The organism is Hydrogenophaga sp. L99, assembly GCF_058731905.1.
The window spans coordinates 3,822,596-3,838,100 of the sequence record NZ_CM178972.1 but is presented as its reverse complement, the minus strand read 5'-3'; the positions used below and the strand labels follow the sequence as shown (position 1 = coordinate 3,838,100).

Sequence of the window (15,505 nt, the reverse complement as noted above, 5' to 3'; positions counted from 1 at the left end):
CCGTTGCAGGCTCAGGCCGCCGGCAGCGTGAACCTGAACACCGTCCCCCGCGGCACGAACGGCTCGTGGGTGAGCGCGCCGCCGTGCTGCTCAATCACGGTGCGGCACAGGCTCAGGCCCAGCCCCATGCCTTCGGCCTTGGTGGTGAAAAACGGCGTGAACAGCCTGGCCTGCACCTCGGCGCTCAGGCCATGCCCCCGGTCGGTGACGGCGAATTCGACCCAGGACTTCTGGGCCAGCCCTCCCACCAACACGCCCGATTGCAAACGCGACTGGCGCACCGACAACGTGAGCAGGCGTTCGGCAGAGCGGGCCGGCGGATCGCCGTCGGGCATGGCCTGCATGCCGTTGCGCGCCAGGTTCAGCAGCACCTGCTCGACCATGGTGCGGTCGCACAACACCGGCGGCACACCCGGGGCCACCTCGATCTGCACGCGAATGCCCTGTTTTTTGGCCTGCAGACCGAGCAACGGCGCAATGGCATCAATCAGGCTTTGCGGTGCCACCGCCTCGCGCACCTGCTCGCGCCGGCGCACGAAGTCGGCCACGCTCTTGATGACACGGCCGGCGCGCTCGGCTTGCTCGCTGATGCGGCGCATGGCCAACTGCAGGTCGGCCTGGGGGGCTGCCTGGGTGGTGTCTTCCAGCAGGTTGAGCGTGCCCGTGGCGTAGCTGGCAATGGCCGCCAGCGGCTGGTTGAGCTCGTGGCTCAGCAGCGAGGCCATTTCGCCCACCGTGGCCAGGCGTGCGGTGGCCTGCAGGCGGTCTTGCGAAGCGCGGTTGATGTCTTCCACCCGGCGCTGCTCGGTGAGGTCGAGAATGGCGCTCATGTAGCCGGTCTGCACGCCCTGCGCGTCGATCAGCGGGGCTTCGATGATGAGCACCGGAAACCGGGTGCCGTCGCTGCGCTGGAACACCGACTCATAGCCTTCGCGGGGCAGCGTCTGCCCGGCCAGGCGCACCGCCAGGCGCTGCTGGTATTCGTCCACCAGCTCGGGGGGCCACCAGGGAGCCGGCAAGCCGGTGCCAATGAGTTGCTCGGCGCTGTAGCCCACCATTTGGCAAAAAGCCGGGTTCACGTAGGTGATCCGCCCGTCCATGCCACGTGCGCGCAAGCCCGTGACCAGGGAGTTCTCCATCGCCTTGCGAAAGGCCAGAGCGTCGGCCACGTCCAGCTCGGCGCGCTGGCGCCTTCGCATGTCGCGCCCCAGCAAGGCCAGCACCGCCAGCAGCGCCAGCGACAAGGCGCCCACCACCGCGGTCAGCACGTTGGGAAACAGGCCCACCGCCCGGCGCGGGCTTTCCATGCGCAGCATGAGGGTGTGGCCGGGCAGGTCCAGCAAGATGCTGGCATGGAGCACGCGGCGGCTGCTGGCCACGGTGCTGTGCAGCGCCAGGCGGGTGCCGTCGGGCTCGGTAAAGGCCAGACCTCGGCCTTGCAACATGGCTTTGTTCGTCAGCTCCGTGAGCAGGCCGGGCAGGGTGTAAGTGACCACCAAAAACCCGTTGGGCAGACCAGCGCGCACCACCGGCAGGCACATTTCCATCAGTTCCAGCCCCTGGCCACCGCTCAAGGGCCAGAAGTAGCTGGGCGAGAACGCAGGCCCGGAGAGGCGCCGCGCGTTTTCACAGGCCTGACGCACATCGGGCAAGGCCTGATCGCGGTTCAGATAACCCGACAGGCTGGCGAGGTAGGGCGTGTCGCGGTGTGCCAGCAGCGCATGGGTGTTGCTGCGCCACTCCAGCCGCACCATCTCGCGGTGGGCCGTCAGCAGGTCGGCTGCCGGGGCGGTCCATGAATCGGCGGTGGGGGCCACGCTGTGCAGCGACTGCAAGGTCTGCACGTTGCGAATCAGCTCACCGCGGATGTCGTTGGCCACTTGGGTCGCATCGCGTTCCAGCGCGGCCTGGTCGCGGCCCTCTTCGTATTCGGCTGCCAGAAACACCAGCACACCCAGCAGCACCAGCACCAGCGCCATGAGCGCACCCCAGAGGAGCCAGCGGCGCGAGCGCAGGCTGGAGCGGCCAGGCGCCTTGGTCACCACCACGGAAGTCATGCAACCGCGTGGCGTGGCCACAGGGCAGCCAGTGGCGCTGCCCCGCGGGGGGTGACGCGCCCAAGGGTGCGGCGCAAGGGGTTTACCAAGGTCACAACCTCCGGTGCTGCAACGCCGGTAGCTGCTTGCGCACGTCCTGCAGACGTGCCATGTCGATATCGGCCAGCACCACACCCGGGCCTTCGGCCTGCATCGCCATCACCTCGCCCCAGGGGTCGATCACCATGCTGTGGCCCCAGGTGCGGCGGCCGTTTTCGTGCAGACCGCCCTGCGCACTGGCGATCACGTAGGCCTGGTTTTCAATGGCGCGAGCGCGCAGCAGCACCTCCCAGTGGGCCTGGCCGGTGGTGTGGGTGAAGGCCGATGGCACCAGCAGCAGGTCGGCGGCCAGCGCACGGTACAGCTCGCCAAAACGCAGGTCGTAGCACACGCTCTGCCCCACGCGCCAGCGCTCGCCGCTGCGGCTTTTGCAGTCAAACACGGTGGGCGTTTCGCCCGCCCGCAACACGTTGGCTTCGTCGTAGCTTTCGCGGCCGTTGTCAAAGCGGAACAGGTGGATCTTGTCGTAGCGGCTGGCGTTTTCACCCCGCGGGCTGTAGGCCAGCGAGGCGTTGGCCGCGTGCAGCGGATCGTCGGTGGCCATGGGCAGGGTGCCACCCACGATCCAGAGCTTCAGGTCGCGCGCGGCGTCGGACAGAAAGTCTTGCACAGTGCCCAGGCCGGGCGTTTCGGCCAGCAGCAGCTTGTCTTCGTCCTTGTGGCCCATGAAGCAGAAATATTCGGGCAGCACGGCCAGCTCGGCCCCGGCGCTGGCGGCCTGGCGCAGCAGGCGCAGGGCCTCGCTGAGGTTGGCGTCCAGGCTGATGCCCGAGACCATTTGAATGGCGGCGACTTTCATGGCGGCTCCTTGTGGTGGGGTGTGGGCAATCGCTCCGGGACACCCGGTGGGATGGCTGCTTACTGTAGCGCTGGGGCGGTCGATGCAGCGGGGTTGGGCGGCTGGCGCTGTATTTTTTCGACCTGCGGGTCGGCCCAGCCGCCAGTGATGTGAAATTCTTGTGTGGCCGCGCTTTGCAGCGGCTGGCGCAACAGAAACTGCGCCAGAAACGTGCCCAGCCCCACGGCGGGGTTGATGGCGGTCGCAATCAGCGACGCGGTGCCGGCGTTGATTTCGGGCACCACCACCACCTTCAGGTCTTGTTGCTCACGCGCCAGGTCGGCGCTGCCTTCCATGAGTACGGCGGCGTTGACGCCCTTCATTTGCAGGTTGTTGGTGAGCAGTACACCCTGCTCAATGCGCGCATCGCCGCGCACGAAATCGAACGCAAAACCCTCGGAAAACACATCGCGAAAGTCGAGTACCAGGCGCCGCGGCAGCGCCTGCAGGCTCAGCACGCCGAGCAGCTTGGCGGCCCCGGGGTCCACTTTGAGGAACTGGCCACGCTCAATGTCGACCTTCAACTGGCCGGTGAGACTGGGGTAGTCCAGCGCCAGGGGCGAGCCCAGCCAGCCCACGCTGCCCTCCATGCGGCCCTTGCCACCGCGCACCACGCCTTCGCGACCAAAACGCGACAAGAGCCGCCCCGAGTCGTCGATGTCGAGCTGGAAATCCAGGGCGGTGCGCCGCTGCGTGGCGGTGCCCGAGCCGTTGGGCGTTTCCTGCGCGGCCCAGTTGCCGGTGGCGCTGAGCCGGGCTTCGGGCAGGCCGAGCTTGAGCTTGGTCAGACGCCATTCGCTGTTGCGCGCCGTGCCACCTCGGTTGACGGCTTCGATTTCGACCCGGCCCAAGCTGCGGTTGGCCACCCGCAGTTCGTCCACCGCAATGTCCAGCGCGGGCACACTGGCGGGTTGCTGCAGCAGTTGCTCCACCTCGGTCGCCACCGTGGGCGCCAGGCTCAGGCGCGCCAGGCGCGCAAACACACTGCCGGCCGTGCCCGCGCCCGGCTGGCGGTAGGCCACGTAGCCGTTGAGTTCGTCGGCGTCGACGTTGGCGCGCCACTGCGTGCCCTCGCGTGCGCCACCGAGCACCACCCCGTTGAACACACGGCCCGCCACGGTGAGGCGGTCGGCGCGTACCGCCAGCGTGGTGGGCAGGTAGCCCAGGCTGGCGTTCGGGGCGGCGGCCTCGGCGCGCGGCGCGGGCGCCGCGCTGCGCACATCAACCCCGGTGGCTGAAGCAAACGCGCGCTCCCAGGCGTCCAGGTTGAGCTGGTCCAGCCGGATGTTGCCCAGCACGCCGTCTGAGGGCAGCGGTGCCGCCTCGTTGCCGCCCAGCCCCACGGCCACGCTGCCACGCAACACCTGCGGCTCGTCACCACGGATGTCGCGTTCGTATTGCAAGCTGGCCAGCGGGCTCAGCGGAGCGCCGAGCTGCACCGCCAGCCGGTCGGTCTGCGCCACACCGCTCACCACCGACAGCACGCTGGATTCAAAGCGCAGCGGCAAGCTGGCGTCTGTGGCTTTGTTCAGCGGCGCAGGCAGGTTGATCGCCATACCCTGCAGGTTGCTGTTGACCAGCAACTCGGGCACGCCCGCGCGAAAACCCAGCTGGGCGGTGTAGGCGGCGCTGCCCCGGGCGTTTTGAAACAGGCGCGAGACAAAGCCCAGACCAGCGTCCCGCAAGCCGTCGGCACTGGCCATGCCCTGGCCGCGAAACTGGATGCGCGGCGGGCCGCTGGCGTCGGGCCGCATGCCGCCTTCAAAACGTATCTCGCCGCCATACAGCCGGGCCTGGGCCGCCGCCACGCTGAAGCCTTTTTCGCTGAACTGCAGGGTGCCGGTGGCGCGCCCGAGCAGGGGCGAGTCGGGGCTGATCTGCACGTCGTTGCCGACAAACTGCACCGTGCCGGCCACGGCGGTGGCGGGCATGTCAAAGAAAGGCAGGTTGAGCTGAAACTGCACGTTGGCCGGGCCACCCATGCGCGCACGGGCCAGGGCCTCGCCGGTCATGGCGTTGAGCGGGCTGTTGCGCACAAAGCCCAACACCTCGCCGGCCGGGCCTTGCGCGCGGGCGCTCACCACCAGGGTGGAGGTCTGGGCCAGATCATCGATGCGGATGTCGGCCTGGCTCAAGCGCACATTGGGCGCCGCTTCCAGCCCGCCTTGCAAGCCGGAGAGCTTGAGCGCGGTGCGGTCCAGCACCAGCTCGCCGGCCACGCCGCGCAGGCCCGGCCAGGCCACGTCGTCGGGCGTTTGCAGATAAGTGGGCACATAGTTGAAGTCCAGCCCCTGCAGCTGGGCGCCAATGCGAAACACGCCGGTGGCGCCGGGCGCGTCAAACGGCATGTCGTAGATGTCGCCCTGCAGTTGGAAGTCCACGCGGCTGGCCGAGCCGCCGCGCACGGCCTCGCGCACGTAGCGCCGGGCCTGCGTGCCAATGGTGAGTGGCAGGTAGCGGTGCACGCGCGTGGCGTCGGCGCGGCTGAGCGTGGCGGTCAAGTCCAGCACGCCAGGAAACCGCGAGCCCGATGCGCTGCGCGAGGCATCGCTGGTGTGCCAGCGCAGCTGCGCTGTGCCCTCGGCGTCGGCGTTGGCCAGGCGCGCCGCCTTCACATCCACCTCAATGCGCTCGCCCTCGATGCGCCAGGACGCGTCGGCGTCCAGGCGGGTGAGCGGCAAGCGGGCCTCGTCAAACACGCCGGGCAGGTCGATGGCACCGTTGTCGATGACCAGTTTGGCGCGCCCCCCGTCACGCGTCAGATCGAAGTCCACCGTGGCGCCGGCAATACCGGGCCGCCCGGGCAGCGGGTACAAGCCCGAAGCCGACAACCGGCCGCTGGGCTCGCCCGTCAGCGCCAGTCCCACGATGCGGCCTTTGGCCTGGTAATCGCCGCCGCGCCAGTCGGGTGTGGGCGCATCGGGCGCCGAAGGGGACGGCTTGGCGCCCTGCCAGCTGGCCGACAAGCCCTCGACCCGGCCCGCTGGCTGCAGCGTGGCCAGCAGGCTGTGGGTGGCGGTGGTCAGCGGCAGGCGGGTGGCGATGGCGGTCAACGCGGCCAGGTCGAGCTGGTCGGCCGTCAGCGCCAGGGTGGCCGGGCGCTGGCCCTCGCCGGTGGTGTGCTTCAGGTACACCACACCACCGGGCCACTCCGCCCCCTCGCCGGTGCGAAAGCGCAGGTTGTGCGTGGTGAGGCCAAAGCCCCGGTCGTCCCATTGCGCGGCCAGCCGCCCTTCCAGGGTATCCAGCACCAGGTCGGGCAGCTGCGGCCCCAGCTGCACCGCCACACCCTGCAAAGCCAGGTCGGCGGTGGTGCCGGCGATCTGCCCGCGCGCCACGTCGGCCCAGGCGCGCAACGCACCGTGGCCAGAGCGCACCTCAACGCCCCAGTTGGACAAGTCCACGTAGGCACGCAGCTGTGCCACGTCCACCCGCTCAAAGTCGGCGTACAGCTCACCGTCCCAGCGGTGCCAGGGCGCTTGTCCGGGCGCGCGGTGGCGCCCCAGGCTCAGCAGCGGTTCGCGCAGGCGGGCCCGCAGGCTGAAGCGCTCGCCCCATTCGGGTGGTGGCGTCGCGTCCAGCCGCATGTGGTGCGTGCGTGCGGTGTTGCGCATCACCAGGTTGAGGGCGTCCAGCGCCAGCGTTGGCTGGCCGCGCAGGTCGTCGGTCCAGCGCACGGTGCCGCCCTGAATGACGAACTCGTCCTGCGAAAAAAACCAGTCGGCGCCAGCGCTGTCGGCTTCGCCCGGGCCGGACAGGTCCAGGCCCGCCACCTCGATCCGCCCTTGTGCGGTGCGCCGCACGTCCAGCACCGGCTGGTCGATCACGATCTGTTCAAACCCGAGCCGCCAAAGCGACCCCACCGAGACCGATGCCCGCACCAGCGGCAGCTGCAGCGCCGGTCGCCCCTGCGGGTCCAAGAGCTGCACACCACGCAATTCGAAGCTGGGCATGAAGGCCGGCAGCAAGCCCTGGGCCGCGCCCCGGGGCTCGGCCCGGATCTCACCCACCTGCACCGGAACCCCCACCGCCGCGCTGGCCCAGCGTTCGAGCTCGGGGCGCCACTCGCCGATTCGGGGCACAATCAATAAGTGCAATGTCCCCCAGGTCAGTGCAAACAGCCCCCAAGCGGCCAAAACCACCCACAGCAGCAGCCGCGTCACGGCAGCAAGTGTTTTAAGGGTTCGCGTGGCTGATGCGATAGGCGCCGGGGTTTGATTCATGTCCAATGCAAATTATGACGGCCAGCCACACCCCAGGTTCCGCGCTCCACGATGCCGCTTTGTCACCACATGTGAATCCCCCGTCCAATCCGTGCCCGCCGCTCACCGCCGCTGACCGCCAGGCCGACTATTCGCGCTTCGTGCAGCGCGTGCGGCGGCGCTACCCCCAAGAGCTCGACTGCCTGCCGCCGGGCGAACCGGTGCACGCCAGCATGCAGGTGTGCCTGGCGCAGTTGCGCGAACGCGGGCTGCCCCTGCCGGCCGCGCTGCGCGTGCTGCGCCAGCTGGTGCTGGAGCGGCTGGTGGTGCTGGACTGCGAGCAAGGCGCCCCGCTGGCCACCGTTACCCGCGCGGTGACCGAACTGGCCGAACTGGCGCTGGACGCCGCCTGCACCCTCGCTTTTGCCGAGCTGGACGACCTGTACGGCGCGCCGCTGGCCGACGCGCCGGAACCCTTGCCGGTGCGCCTGCGCGGTGGCGAAAACGGCACCGCAGTCGACGCAGCGGCAACGGCCCAGCCCAAAGCGAGCGCGCGGGCCCAGCTGTGGGTGATCGGCATGGGCAAGCTCGGTGCGCGCGAACTCAATGTGTCCAGCGACATTGACCTGATCTACGTGTACGACGCCGACGGCGAGACCGCAGGCAACGCGCAGGGCCGCAACAAAATCAGCAACCACGAGTATTTCGGCAAAGCCGTCAAACACATATACAACACCGTGGGCGAAACCACCGAGCATGGCAACGTGTTCCGGGTCGACCTGGCGCTGCGGCCCAACGGCAATTCCGGGCCCAGCGCGGTGTCGCTGGGTGCGCTGGAAGAGTATTTCCTGGTGCAGGGGCGCGAGTGGGAGCGCTTTGCCTGGCTCAAAAGCCGGGTGATTGCGCCCGCCGCCTGCGTGCAAGACAAAAGCGCCAGCGCGCTGCGCAGCGCGGTGCTGCCGTTCGTGTTTCGCAAGTACCTCGACTACAACGTGTTCGACGCGCTGCGCACCTTGCACCGCCAGATCCGCGAACACGCGGCCAAACGCGCTGCCGGCAACCCGGGCCGCGCCAACGACGTGAAGCTCTCGCGTGGCGGCATCCGTGAAATTGAATTCACCGTGCAGCTGTTGCAGGTGGTGCGCGGTGGGCAGTTCCCCGAGCTGCGCACCCGCCCCACGCTCGACGCCTTGACCCGCCTGTGCCGCGCCAGCCTGATGCCCCAGGCCACCGCCGACGCGTTGGCCGAGGCCTACGATTTTCTGCGCCGGGTGGAGCACCGCATTCAGTACCTGGACGACCAGCAAACCCACGTCATGCCCACGCGGGACGACGACCTGAACTGGATCGCAGCCAGCATGGGCTGCGCCAATGTGTGCGCGTTTCTGCACGCCTTGGACGGTCACCGCGAGGTGGTGGCCCAGGAATTTGACACCCTGCTGGGCGGCCCGAGCAACGGCGGCTGCAACGGCAAGGGCTGCAACGGCAAAAACGGCAACGGCCGGGCGCCCGACGACCTGCAAGGCGTGCTGTCGCAACTGCCTGAAGCCTTTGCCGCCAAGGTGCGCGACTGGACAGAACACCCCCGGGTGCTGGCTCTGCGTGAAGACGCGCGCGCCCGCCTGGTGCGGCTGGTGCAGCGCACCGGCGCCTGGCTGGACGAAGGCCGGGTGAGCGAAACGGCCGCGCTGCGCATGGCCGAATGGATCGAGCCCCTGCTGCGCCGCGAGAGTTACCTGGCGCTGCTGCAAGAACGGCCGTCGGTGCACGAGCGCCTGCTGCGCCTGCTGGGCGCGGCCAAGTGGCCCGCGCGGTACCTGCTCCAGCACCCCGGTGTGATCGATGAACTGGCCAGCCAGCAACTGCTGACCGACCGCTTCGACCCGGTGCAATTTGAAGCCGAGCTGGAAGCCCGCCGTGCGGCGCTGCAGTCCACCGGCGAGGACGACGAAGAGGAACTGCTGAACATCTTGCGCCGGGCCCACCACGCCGAGGTGTTCCGCACGCTGGCGCGCGACCTGGAGCAGGTGCTCAGCGTGGAACAGGTGGCCGACGACCTGTCGGCCCTGGCCGACGCCGTGCTGCGCACCACCGCCCGGTGGTGCTGGGCGAGGCTGAAAAACCGCCACCGCGAAGAACCCGCGTTTGCCATCATTGGCTACGGCAAGCTCGGCGGCAAAGAGCTGGGCTACGGCAGCGACCTGGACATCGTGTTCGTGTACGAAGACGAGCACGAAAACGCGTCGGAAATCTACGCCGCGTTTGTGCGCAAGATGATCAACTGGATGACGGTGAAAACCGGCGAAGGTGATCTGTTTGAGATCGACACCGCGCTGCGGCCCAACGGCAACTCGGGCCTGCTCGTCACCAGCTTCACCGCCTACGCCAACTACCAGGAACGCCGCGGCAGCAACACCGCCTGGACCTGGGAACACCAGGCCATGACGCGGGCACGCTTCGTCATGGGCAACCTGGACCTGGCGACCCGCTTCGACGCCGTGCGCGAAGCCGTCATCACGGCCGAGCGCGACCCGGTGGCACTGGCGGCCGAGATCGTGGCCATGCGCGAAAAAGTGCGCGCTGCACACCCCGTGCGCGGCTCGCAGTTTGACGTCAAGCACAGCGTGGGCGGCATGGTGGACGTGGAGTTTGTGGTGCAGTACCTGGTGCTGTCGCAGTCGCAAACGCACCCCGAACTGCGCGCCAACACCGGCAACATCAACCTGCTGGAACGCGCCGAACGCGTCGGCCTGCTGCGGGCCGGCATGGGCGCTGCGGCCGCCAACGCTTACCGCACGCTGCGCCAGATACAGCACCGCGCCCGGCTCGACGAAGCGCCCACCCAGGTGGAAACAGCGCTGGTCACGGAAGAAGCGGCGGCGGTGCGCGCGCTGTGGCAACACGTGCTCGGCCAGCCAGTGGCCCCTGCAGCCAGCGCATGAACCAGGCTTCGCGCACCTGGCTGGCGCTGTGCGCGCTGCATGGCGTGGCCAGCATGCTGATGTGGTGGGCCGGCGACCGGGCGGTGGACGCGCTCACCTGGCGCGCCGACGGCTGGTTGCAACAACCCTGGACCCTGTGGACCAGCCCCTGGGTGCACATGAACACGCCGCACCTGATTGGCAACCAGGTGGCCCTGGGCGCGCTGGCTGCGTTTGCCTGGACGATTCGCCCTACCTTGGCCTGCGCGCTGGCCTGGCTGCTGGCCTGGCCGCTGACGCAGCTCTCGCTGCTGCTGTGGCCGCAAATTGGTTATGCCGTGGGTCTGTCGGGCCTGCTGCACGCGGGCGCCATGGTGCTGGCGGTGCAGCTGATCCTGAAGCGCATCGCCGTGCCCAAGGCGCGCCGCTGGGGCGGCCTGCTGGCGCTGGGCCTGCTGGCCAAACTGGCGCTGGAAAGCGGCTGGTCTTATCCGGTGGTGTGGAACGCGGGCAACGACATGTCGGTGGTCCAAGCCGCCCACCTGGCCGGCGCCTTCTGGGGTGCCGTGCTCGGGCTGGCGCTGGGCCGGCGCGACCGCAGCCAGCCCATGGGCACCACGGCGGACAGCTCCCTGGCCACGTTGCGCTGAACCCGTTCACTATCAAAAATGCCCGCAGCAGCGGGCATTTTTTTGGGCCTTCAAGCCGCTCAGGTCGGCACGGGCTCGGCGGCAGCGGGCGCTGCCAGCGACTTGCGAAAACGGTTGAGTTCCTGCACGGTCTTGAAGGGCTGTTCCATCAGCAAGCTCATGTTGTGCAAGATGCGGTCGACCACCCGGGTTTCCCACACGGCGTCAAAGTCGATCTGCTTGTCCAACCAGTGCTCCAGCCACTCGGGGTTGGGCAGCTTGCTCTGGATGGTGTCATTCGGGAACATGGCCTTGTTCACGTGCAGGTTGGTCGGATGCAGGGCCTGCGCGGTGCGCCGGGCGCTGGCCATGAGCACACCCACTTTGGCAAACGCCACCTTGGCGTCGTTACCAAACTTGCCAATGGCGCGCTTCATGTAACGCAGGTAAGCACCCCCGTGGCGGGCTTCGTCCTGGCTCAGGGTGGCGTAAATCTGTTTGATCACCGGCTCGGTGTGCCATTCGCTGGCGCGGCGGTACCAGTGGTTCAAACGGATCTCGCCGCAGAAATGCAGCATCAGCGTTTCCAGTGGCGGGGCGGGGTCAAATTCAAAGCGGATGTCGTGCAGTTCCTGCTCGGTCGGTACGAGTTCGGGCCGGAAGCGGCGCAGGTATTCCATCAACACCAGCGAGTGTTTTTGCTCTTCAAAAAACCAGATCGACATGAAGGCCGAAAAGTCGGAGTCGTCGCGGTTGTCGCGCAAAAACATTTCGGTGGCCGGCAACGCCGCCCACTCGGTGATGGCGTTCATCTTGATCGTCTGGGCCTGCTCGTCGGTGAGCGCGCCGGCCTCGAACTTGTCCCAGGGAATGTCCTTGTCCATGTCCCAGCGGACGGATTCGAGTTGCTTGAAGAGTTCGGGGTACAGCATGTCGGGCTTTCGGTCGGCTAGCGGGTGGCGTTTGATTTTATGCGGCGGGTGTGAAAGAGCGCTTACAAACCATCGAGGTTGGCAAGGGTACGTGCGGCCTGCACGCGCAGGGCTTCGCGCTCGGCGGGGGCCAGGCGGGTGAGGTTGCGCACCATGAGCGCGGTGCGGGGGCTGGCTGCCAGTTCGGTCTCATGGCGGTCCAAAAAGTTCCAGTACAGCGTGGTCATGGGGCAGGCGCTGGGGCCGGTTCGCTGGTCGGGCTGGTAACGGCAGCCGCGGCAGTGGTCGCTCATGCGGGCGATGTACTGTCCGCTGGCCACGTAGGGTTTGCTGGTGAAACGCCCGCCGTTGGCAAACAGCGCCATGCCGGCCACGTTGGGCAGCTCCACCCATTCCACCGCGTCCACATACACCGCCAGGTACCAGTCGGCCACCTGCTGCGGCTGCACCTCGGCCAGCAACGCAAACTGGCCGGTAACCATGAGGCGCTGGATGTGGTGCGCGTAACCGTGTTTCAGGGTCTGGCCGATGGCGTCTTTCATGCAGGCCATGTGGGTCTGGCCGGTCCAGTACCAGCGCGGCAGCGGGCGCTGGTGGTCAAAGTGGTTGGCGGTCTTCATGCCAGGCATGTCCAGCCAGTACACGCCGCGAATGAATTCGCGCCACCCGAGAATCTGGCGGATGAACCCTTCCACGCTGGCCAGCGGCAGGCCGCGCTCAAAGTGCGCGGCTTCGGCCGCACGGATCACGTCGCGCGGGTCGATCAGGTGCAGGTTCAGCGCCACCGACAACAGCGAATGCCAGCCAAAGGGCGTGTCGGTCCACATCGCATCCTGGAAGGCACCGAAACATTCGAGCCGGTCGTCCACAAAGCGCTGCAGCGCTTGCTGGGCCTGTGCAGCGGTCACGGGCCAGCCAAAGTGCGCCAACTCGCCAGGGTGCTCGGGAAAGCGCGCCTGCACCAGCGCGATCACCTCGCGGGTGGTGGCGTCGGGCTCAAAGCGGGCGGGCTCGGGAATCCAGCCCGGGCCGGCCTTGGGGTAGCTTTTGCGGTTGTCGGCGTCAAAGTTCCATTGGCCGCCCACCGGCTCTTTGCCTTCCATGAGCACGCCGTGTTCGCGGCGCATCTCACGGTAAAAGTACTCCATGCGCCACTCTTTGCGCCCGCTGGCCCAGCGCGCAAAGCGCGGGCGGCTGCACAAAAAATGCGTGTCTTCCAACCACTGCAAGGGCACGCCGGCGGCTTGCGCCACGGCTTCCATGTGTTGTTGCAGCCGCCATTCGCCCGGCTCGCACACCCACAGCGTTTGCGGTGCGAGCGCTTTCAGCGTGTGCGCAAGGCGTGCGGGCAGGCTGCCCAGCGTTTCGAGCTCCGGGTCGTCCAGCGCCAGGTAGTGGCAGGGCAGGCCGGCCTCGGCCAGGGCTTGGCGAAAATGCCGCATGGCCGACAAAAACAGGGCAATGCGCGCCTTGTGGCTCCACACCTGGGTGGCTTCACCGGGCGCTTCGATCATGAGCACGGCATCTTGCGCCGGGTCGAAGCCGGCCAGTGCCGGGTTGCCCAGCCAGAGCTGGTCGCCCAGCACCAGCACCAGGCGGCGCAGCGGGTTTTGAGCGGCCGGGGTCATGCTGGGCGGTCTTTAGCGGCGGCGCGGCAGCGGTCGCTGCAAAACTTCACCTGCTCCCAGGTGCGCGCCCATTTTGCGCCAGGTCATGGGGCGGCCGCAGGCGGCGCAGGGTTTCTGGGGCAGGCTGGCCTTGTTGCCGCGAAAACCGCTCATGCGGCCTCCGGCGCTGGCTGCGCCTGGATTTCGGCTGCGCCCGCGCGCCAGCGCGCCACACCGGTGGTGATGTCGTCGAGCTGGCCCATGGGCCAAAAGGCGGGCGCTTGCGCAGCGCCCAAGCCGCGGCGCTGGCGGTAAAGCGCTGGCGACTGCCCGCCGGCCCAGATCTCCACCGTGGGCGGCAGGCGCTCGCGCAAACGGTCCAGCGCCGCCAGCACGTCGCGCGGGTTTTGCACGGCGGTGAAGCTCAGGGCCACCACGTCGGCGCGGTAAGCGCTGGCTGCGGCCACGATGTCGGGCAGGGGGGTTTGCACCCCCAGCGCCACGGTGTCGCAGCCTTCCAGCACCATGAAGCTTTCTGCCATGAGCAGGCCCAGGGCGTGGGGCTCGCCGGGCACCGTGGTCAGCAGCACCCGGGGTGGGTGGCGCGGCTGGTTCGAAGCCACCTGGGCCATGGCGTGGCGCAGCAGGGCTTGCACCACCTCGGTGTACAGGTGCTCTTCAAACACCGCGAGTTGACCGTCCAGCCAGGACTGGCCCACCCGCACGTTCATGGCGGTGACGCCGTCGCGGATCAGCGCAGCCAGGCCGTGGGCCAGCAGGTACTGGTTCATGGACTGGCGCAGCTCGTGGGCCTGGTGCTGGCGCAGCAACTGCATCCAGTGATCCACCGGCACGCCGCGCGGGGCCTCAGCGGCCTGGGCGGCCGCTCGGGGGCGGGTTTTGCCCAGGCGTGCCGCTGGTGGTTCGGCGGCAGGGGTTTGAATCCGTTCGTCGCTCGCTTGCGTACCCAGTTGCAGCAGCTGTTGCAAAGGCAACGCCACCACGCCACCTGGGCGGTGGCCGGCGTCGAGCAGGCGGCGAATGTGGCGCAGCCGCAGCAGCTGGGTGTCGTCGTATTGGCGCTCGCCCAGCGCGTCGCGTTCGGGCGTGGGAAAGCCATAGCGCCGCTCCCACACCCGCAACGTGTCTTTGGACAGCCCGGTGTCGCGTTCGACATCGGCAATGGTGTGGCGTATCTCGGCGGTAAGGCTTGAACTTGTCATGGACAAATGATCCAATGGTTTACCGCATTATGGAGTTTTATATATGAACGAGCGAGTTGTCTATGGCAAGCCCGCACAACGCGGATGGCAACCCTGGCGCGCCGCTGTTGCTTTGGGGTGGGCGCTTGGCTTGAGCTTGAGCCCAGCTGTGCAGGCCCAGCCGCTGCCAGCCAAGGCCGGTGCCAGCGCCACCTGCGCGCCCCTGCTGCAGCACCGCTTTGACCGGCTGCAGGACGAAAAACCCCAATCGCTCTGCCAGTACGCCGGCCAGGTGGTGCTGGTGGTCAACACCGCCAGCTTTTGTGGTTTCACCGGCCAATACGAAGGCCTTGAAGCGCTGTACGCGCGGTACCAGGGGCGCGGGCTGGTGGTGCTGGGCTTCCCGTCAAACAACTTTGGGCGCCAGGAGCCCGGCAACAACCAGGCCATTGCCGATTTTTGCGAGAACACGTTTGGCGTGAAATTTCCGATGTTCAGCAAAACCAACGTGGTGGGCCGCGACGCCAACCCGCTGTACCGACAACTCGCCACGCGCACCGGCCAGACGCCGCAGTGGAATTTTCACAAGTACCTGATCGGGCGCGATGGCCAGACGGTGCGCAGCTTTGGCAGTGCGGTGGAACCCAATAACCCTGAATTAATCAAGGACATTGAACGATTTCTATCGACTAAATTGTGACCGATCAGTCACAATAAAACCAATTAGTATATTTTTTGAGCCCGCCACACTTGAACACACCACGCAAGCGGACGCCAACCACCGGTCGGGAGGGAACCATGACCCACATTCAGCGGAACTTTTTTGAACCGCCAACGCTCATAACAAGCAACTTGCGGGTGCAGGCGCCAGTAGCCCACCCTCAGCCCGTTTCTGCACTGCGAAGCCTTCCAGGCGTGTGTCTGGATGCAATCCCGAGGCGGTTCTCCTCCTCCTCCCTCCCTCCCTTGTTCGTCTTGGGGCGCTTCGCAGGCTTTTCTTTTTCTACCGGCCGTGCAC

At 67.6% G+C, this 15,505-nt stretch carries 10 protein-coding genes; 3 read left to right on the top strand and 7 right to left on the bottom strand.

Going from position 1 to position 15,505, the window contains the following annotated elements; all coding sequences use genetic code 11:
* Window positions 1-11 precede the first annotated feature (11 nt).
* From AC4QBL_RS18325 to AC4QBL_RS18315, 3 genes are all read right to left on the bottom strand, one after another.
* Complete coding sequence (locus AC4QBL_RS18325; RefSeq protein WP_472907492.1) at window positions 12-2,057, bottom strand: two-component system sensor histidine kinase NtrB; 2,046 nt, start codon at window positions 2,055-2,057, stop codon at window positions 12-14.
* A 91-nt stretch (window positions 2,058-2,148) separates the two neighbouring features.
* On the bottom strand, window positions 2,149-2,955 hold the full coding sequence (locus AC4QBL_RS18320) for a carbon-nitrogen hydrolase family protein (RefSeq protein WP_472907493.1): 807 nt from the start codon (window positions 2,953-2,955) through the stop codon (window positions 2,149-2,151).
* A 59-nt stretch (window positions 2,956-3,014) separates the two neighbouring features.
* Window positions 3,015-7,217 carry a YhdP family protein gene (locus AC4QBL_RS18315; RefSeq protein ID WP_472907494.1) on the bottom strand — a complete coding sequence of 1,401 codons (4,203 nt, stop codon included), beginning with the start codon at window positions 7,215-7,217 and terminating at the stop codon, window positions 3,015-3,017.
* Window positions 7,218-7,231: 14 nt separating this feature from the next.
* Between AC4QBL_RS18315 and glnE the strand changes: the two genes are divergently transcribed.
* Window positions 7,232-10,138 carry a bifunctional [glutamate--ammonia ligase]-adenylyl-L-tyrosine phosphorylase/[glutamate--ammonia-ligase] adenylyltransferase gene (glnE, locus tag AC4QBL_RS18310; RefSeq protein ID WP_472907495.1) on the top strand — a complete coding sequence of 969 codons (2,907 nt, stop codon included), beginning with the start codon at window positions 7,232-7,234 and terminating at the stop codon, window positions 10,136-10,138.
* Window positions 10,135-10,767, top strand: coding sequence for a rhomboid family intramembrane serine protease (locus tag AC4QBL_RS18305; RefSeq protein WP_472907496.1), 633 nt, complete (start codon window positions 10,135-10,137; stop codon window positions 10,765-10,767). Before glnE ends, AC4QBL_RS18305 begins: the two co-directional genes overlap by 4 nt.
* Window positions 10,768-10,826: 59 nt before the next feature.
* Here the strand turns inward: AC4QBL_RS18305 and AC4QBL_RS18300 are convergent, their stop codons facing one another.
* The 4 genes from AC4QBL_RS18300 to AC4QBL_RS18285 form a co-directional block, all read right to left on the bottom strand.
* On the bottom strand, window positions 10,827-11,678 hold the full coding sequence (locus tag AC4QBL_RS18300) for a ferritin family protein (protein WP_472907497.1): 852 nt from the start codon (window positions 11,676-11,678) through the stop codon (window positions 10,827-10,829).
* 62 nt (window positions 11,679-11,740) lie between these two features.
* Window positions 11,741-13,306, bottom strand: coding sequence for a cryptochrome/photolyase family protein (locus AC4QBL_RS18295; protein ID WP_472907498.1), 1,566 nt, complete (start codon window positions 13,304-13,306; stop codon window positions 11,741-11,743).
* A gap of 12 nt (window positions 13,307-13,318) precedes the next feature.
* The gene (locus tag AC4QBL_RS18290; RefSeq protein ID WP_492131671.1) at window positions 13,319-13,393 is read right to left on the bottom strand and encodes a hypothetical protein; all 75 of its coding nucleotides are present in this window, start codon (window positions 13,391-13,393) and stop codon (window positions 13,319-13,321) included.
* A 62-nt stretch (window positions 13,394-13,455) separates the two neighbouring features.
* Window positions 13,456-14,508 (bottom strand): MerR family transcriptional regulator, encoded by a 1,053-nt coding sequence (locus AC4QBL_RS18285; protein WP_472907500.1) that lies wholly within the window; start codon window positions 14,506-14,508, stop codon window positions 13,456-13,458.
* Window positions 14,509-14,551: 43 nt separating this feature from the next.
* Here AC4QBL_RS18285 and AC4QBL_RS18280 point away from each other — a divergent pair, with 43 nt between their 5' ends.
* Window positions 14,552-15,187 carry a glutathione peroxidase gene (locus AC4QBL_RS18280; protein ID WP_472907501.1) on the top strand — a complete coding sequence of 212 codons (636 nt, stop codon included), beginning with the start codon at window positions 14,552-14,554 and terminating at the stop codon, window positions 15,185-15,187.
* Window positions 15,188-15,505: the final 318 nt, after the last annotated feature.

Bases quoted from the DNA above. Each gene is read 5' to 3' on its own strand.
- AC4QBL_RS18315 (WP_472907494.1), bottom strand. From the start codon at position 7,217: ATGAATCAAACCCCGGCGCCTATCGCATCAGCCACGCGAACCCTTAAA.
- AC4QBL_RS18295 (WP_472907498.1), bottom strand. From the start codon at position 13,306: ATGACCCCGGCCGCTCAAAACCCGCTGCGCCGCCTGGTGCTGGTGCTG.
- AC4QBL_RS18305 (WP_472907496.1), top strand. From the start codon at position 10,135: ATGAACCAGGCTTCGCGCACCTGGCTGGCGCTGTGCGCGCTGCATGGC.
- AC4QBL_RS18320 (WP_472907493.1), bottom strand. From the start codon at position 2,955: ATGAAAGTCGCCGCCATTCAAATGGTCTCGGGCATCAGCCTGGACGCC.
- AC4QBL_RS18325 (WP_472907492.1), bottom strand. From the start codon at position 2,057: ATGACTTCCGTGGTGGTGACCAAGGCGCCTGGCCGCTCCAGCCTGCGC.
- AC4QBL_RS18300 (WP_472907497.1), bottom strand. From the start codon at position 11,678: ATGCTGTACCCCGAACTCTTCAAGCAACTCGAATCCGTCCGCTGGGAC.
- glnE (WP_472907495.1), top strand. From the start codon at position 7,232: ATGACGGCCAGCCACACCCCAGGTTCCGCGCTCCACGATGCCGCTTTG.
- AC4QBL_RS18285 (WP_472907500.1), bottom strand. From the start codon at position 14,508: ATGACAAGTTCAAGCCTTACCGCCGAGATACGCCACACCATTGCCGAT.
- AC4QBL_RS18280 (WP_472907501.1), top strand. From the start codon at position 14,552: ATGAACGAGCGAGTTGTCTATGGCAAGCCCGCACAACGCGGATGGCAA.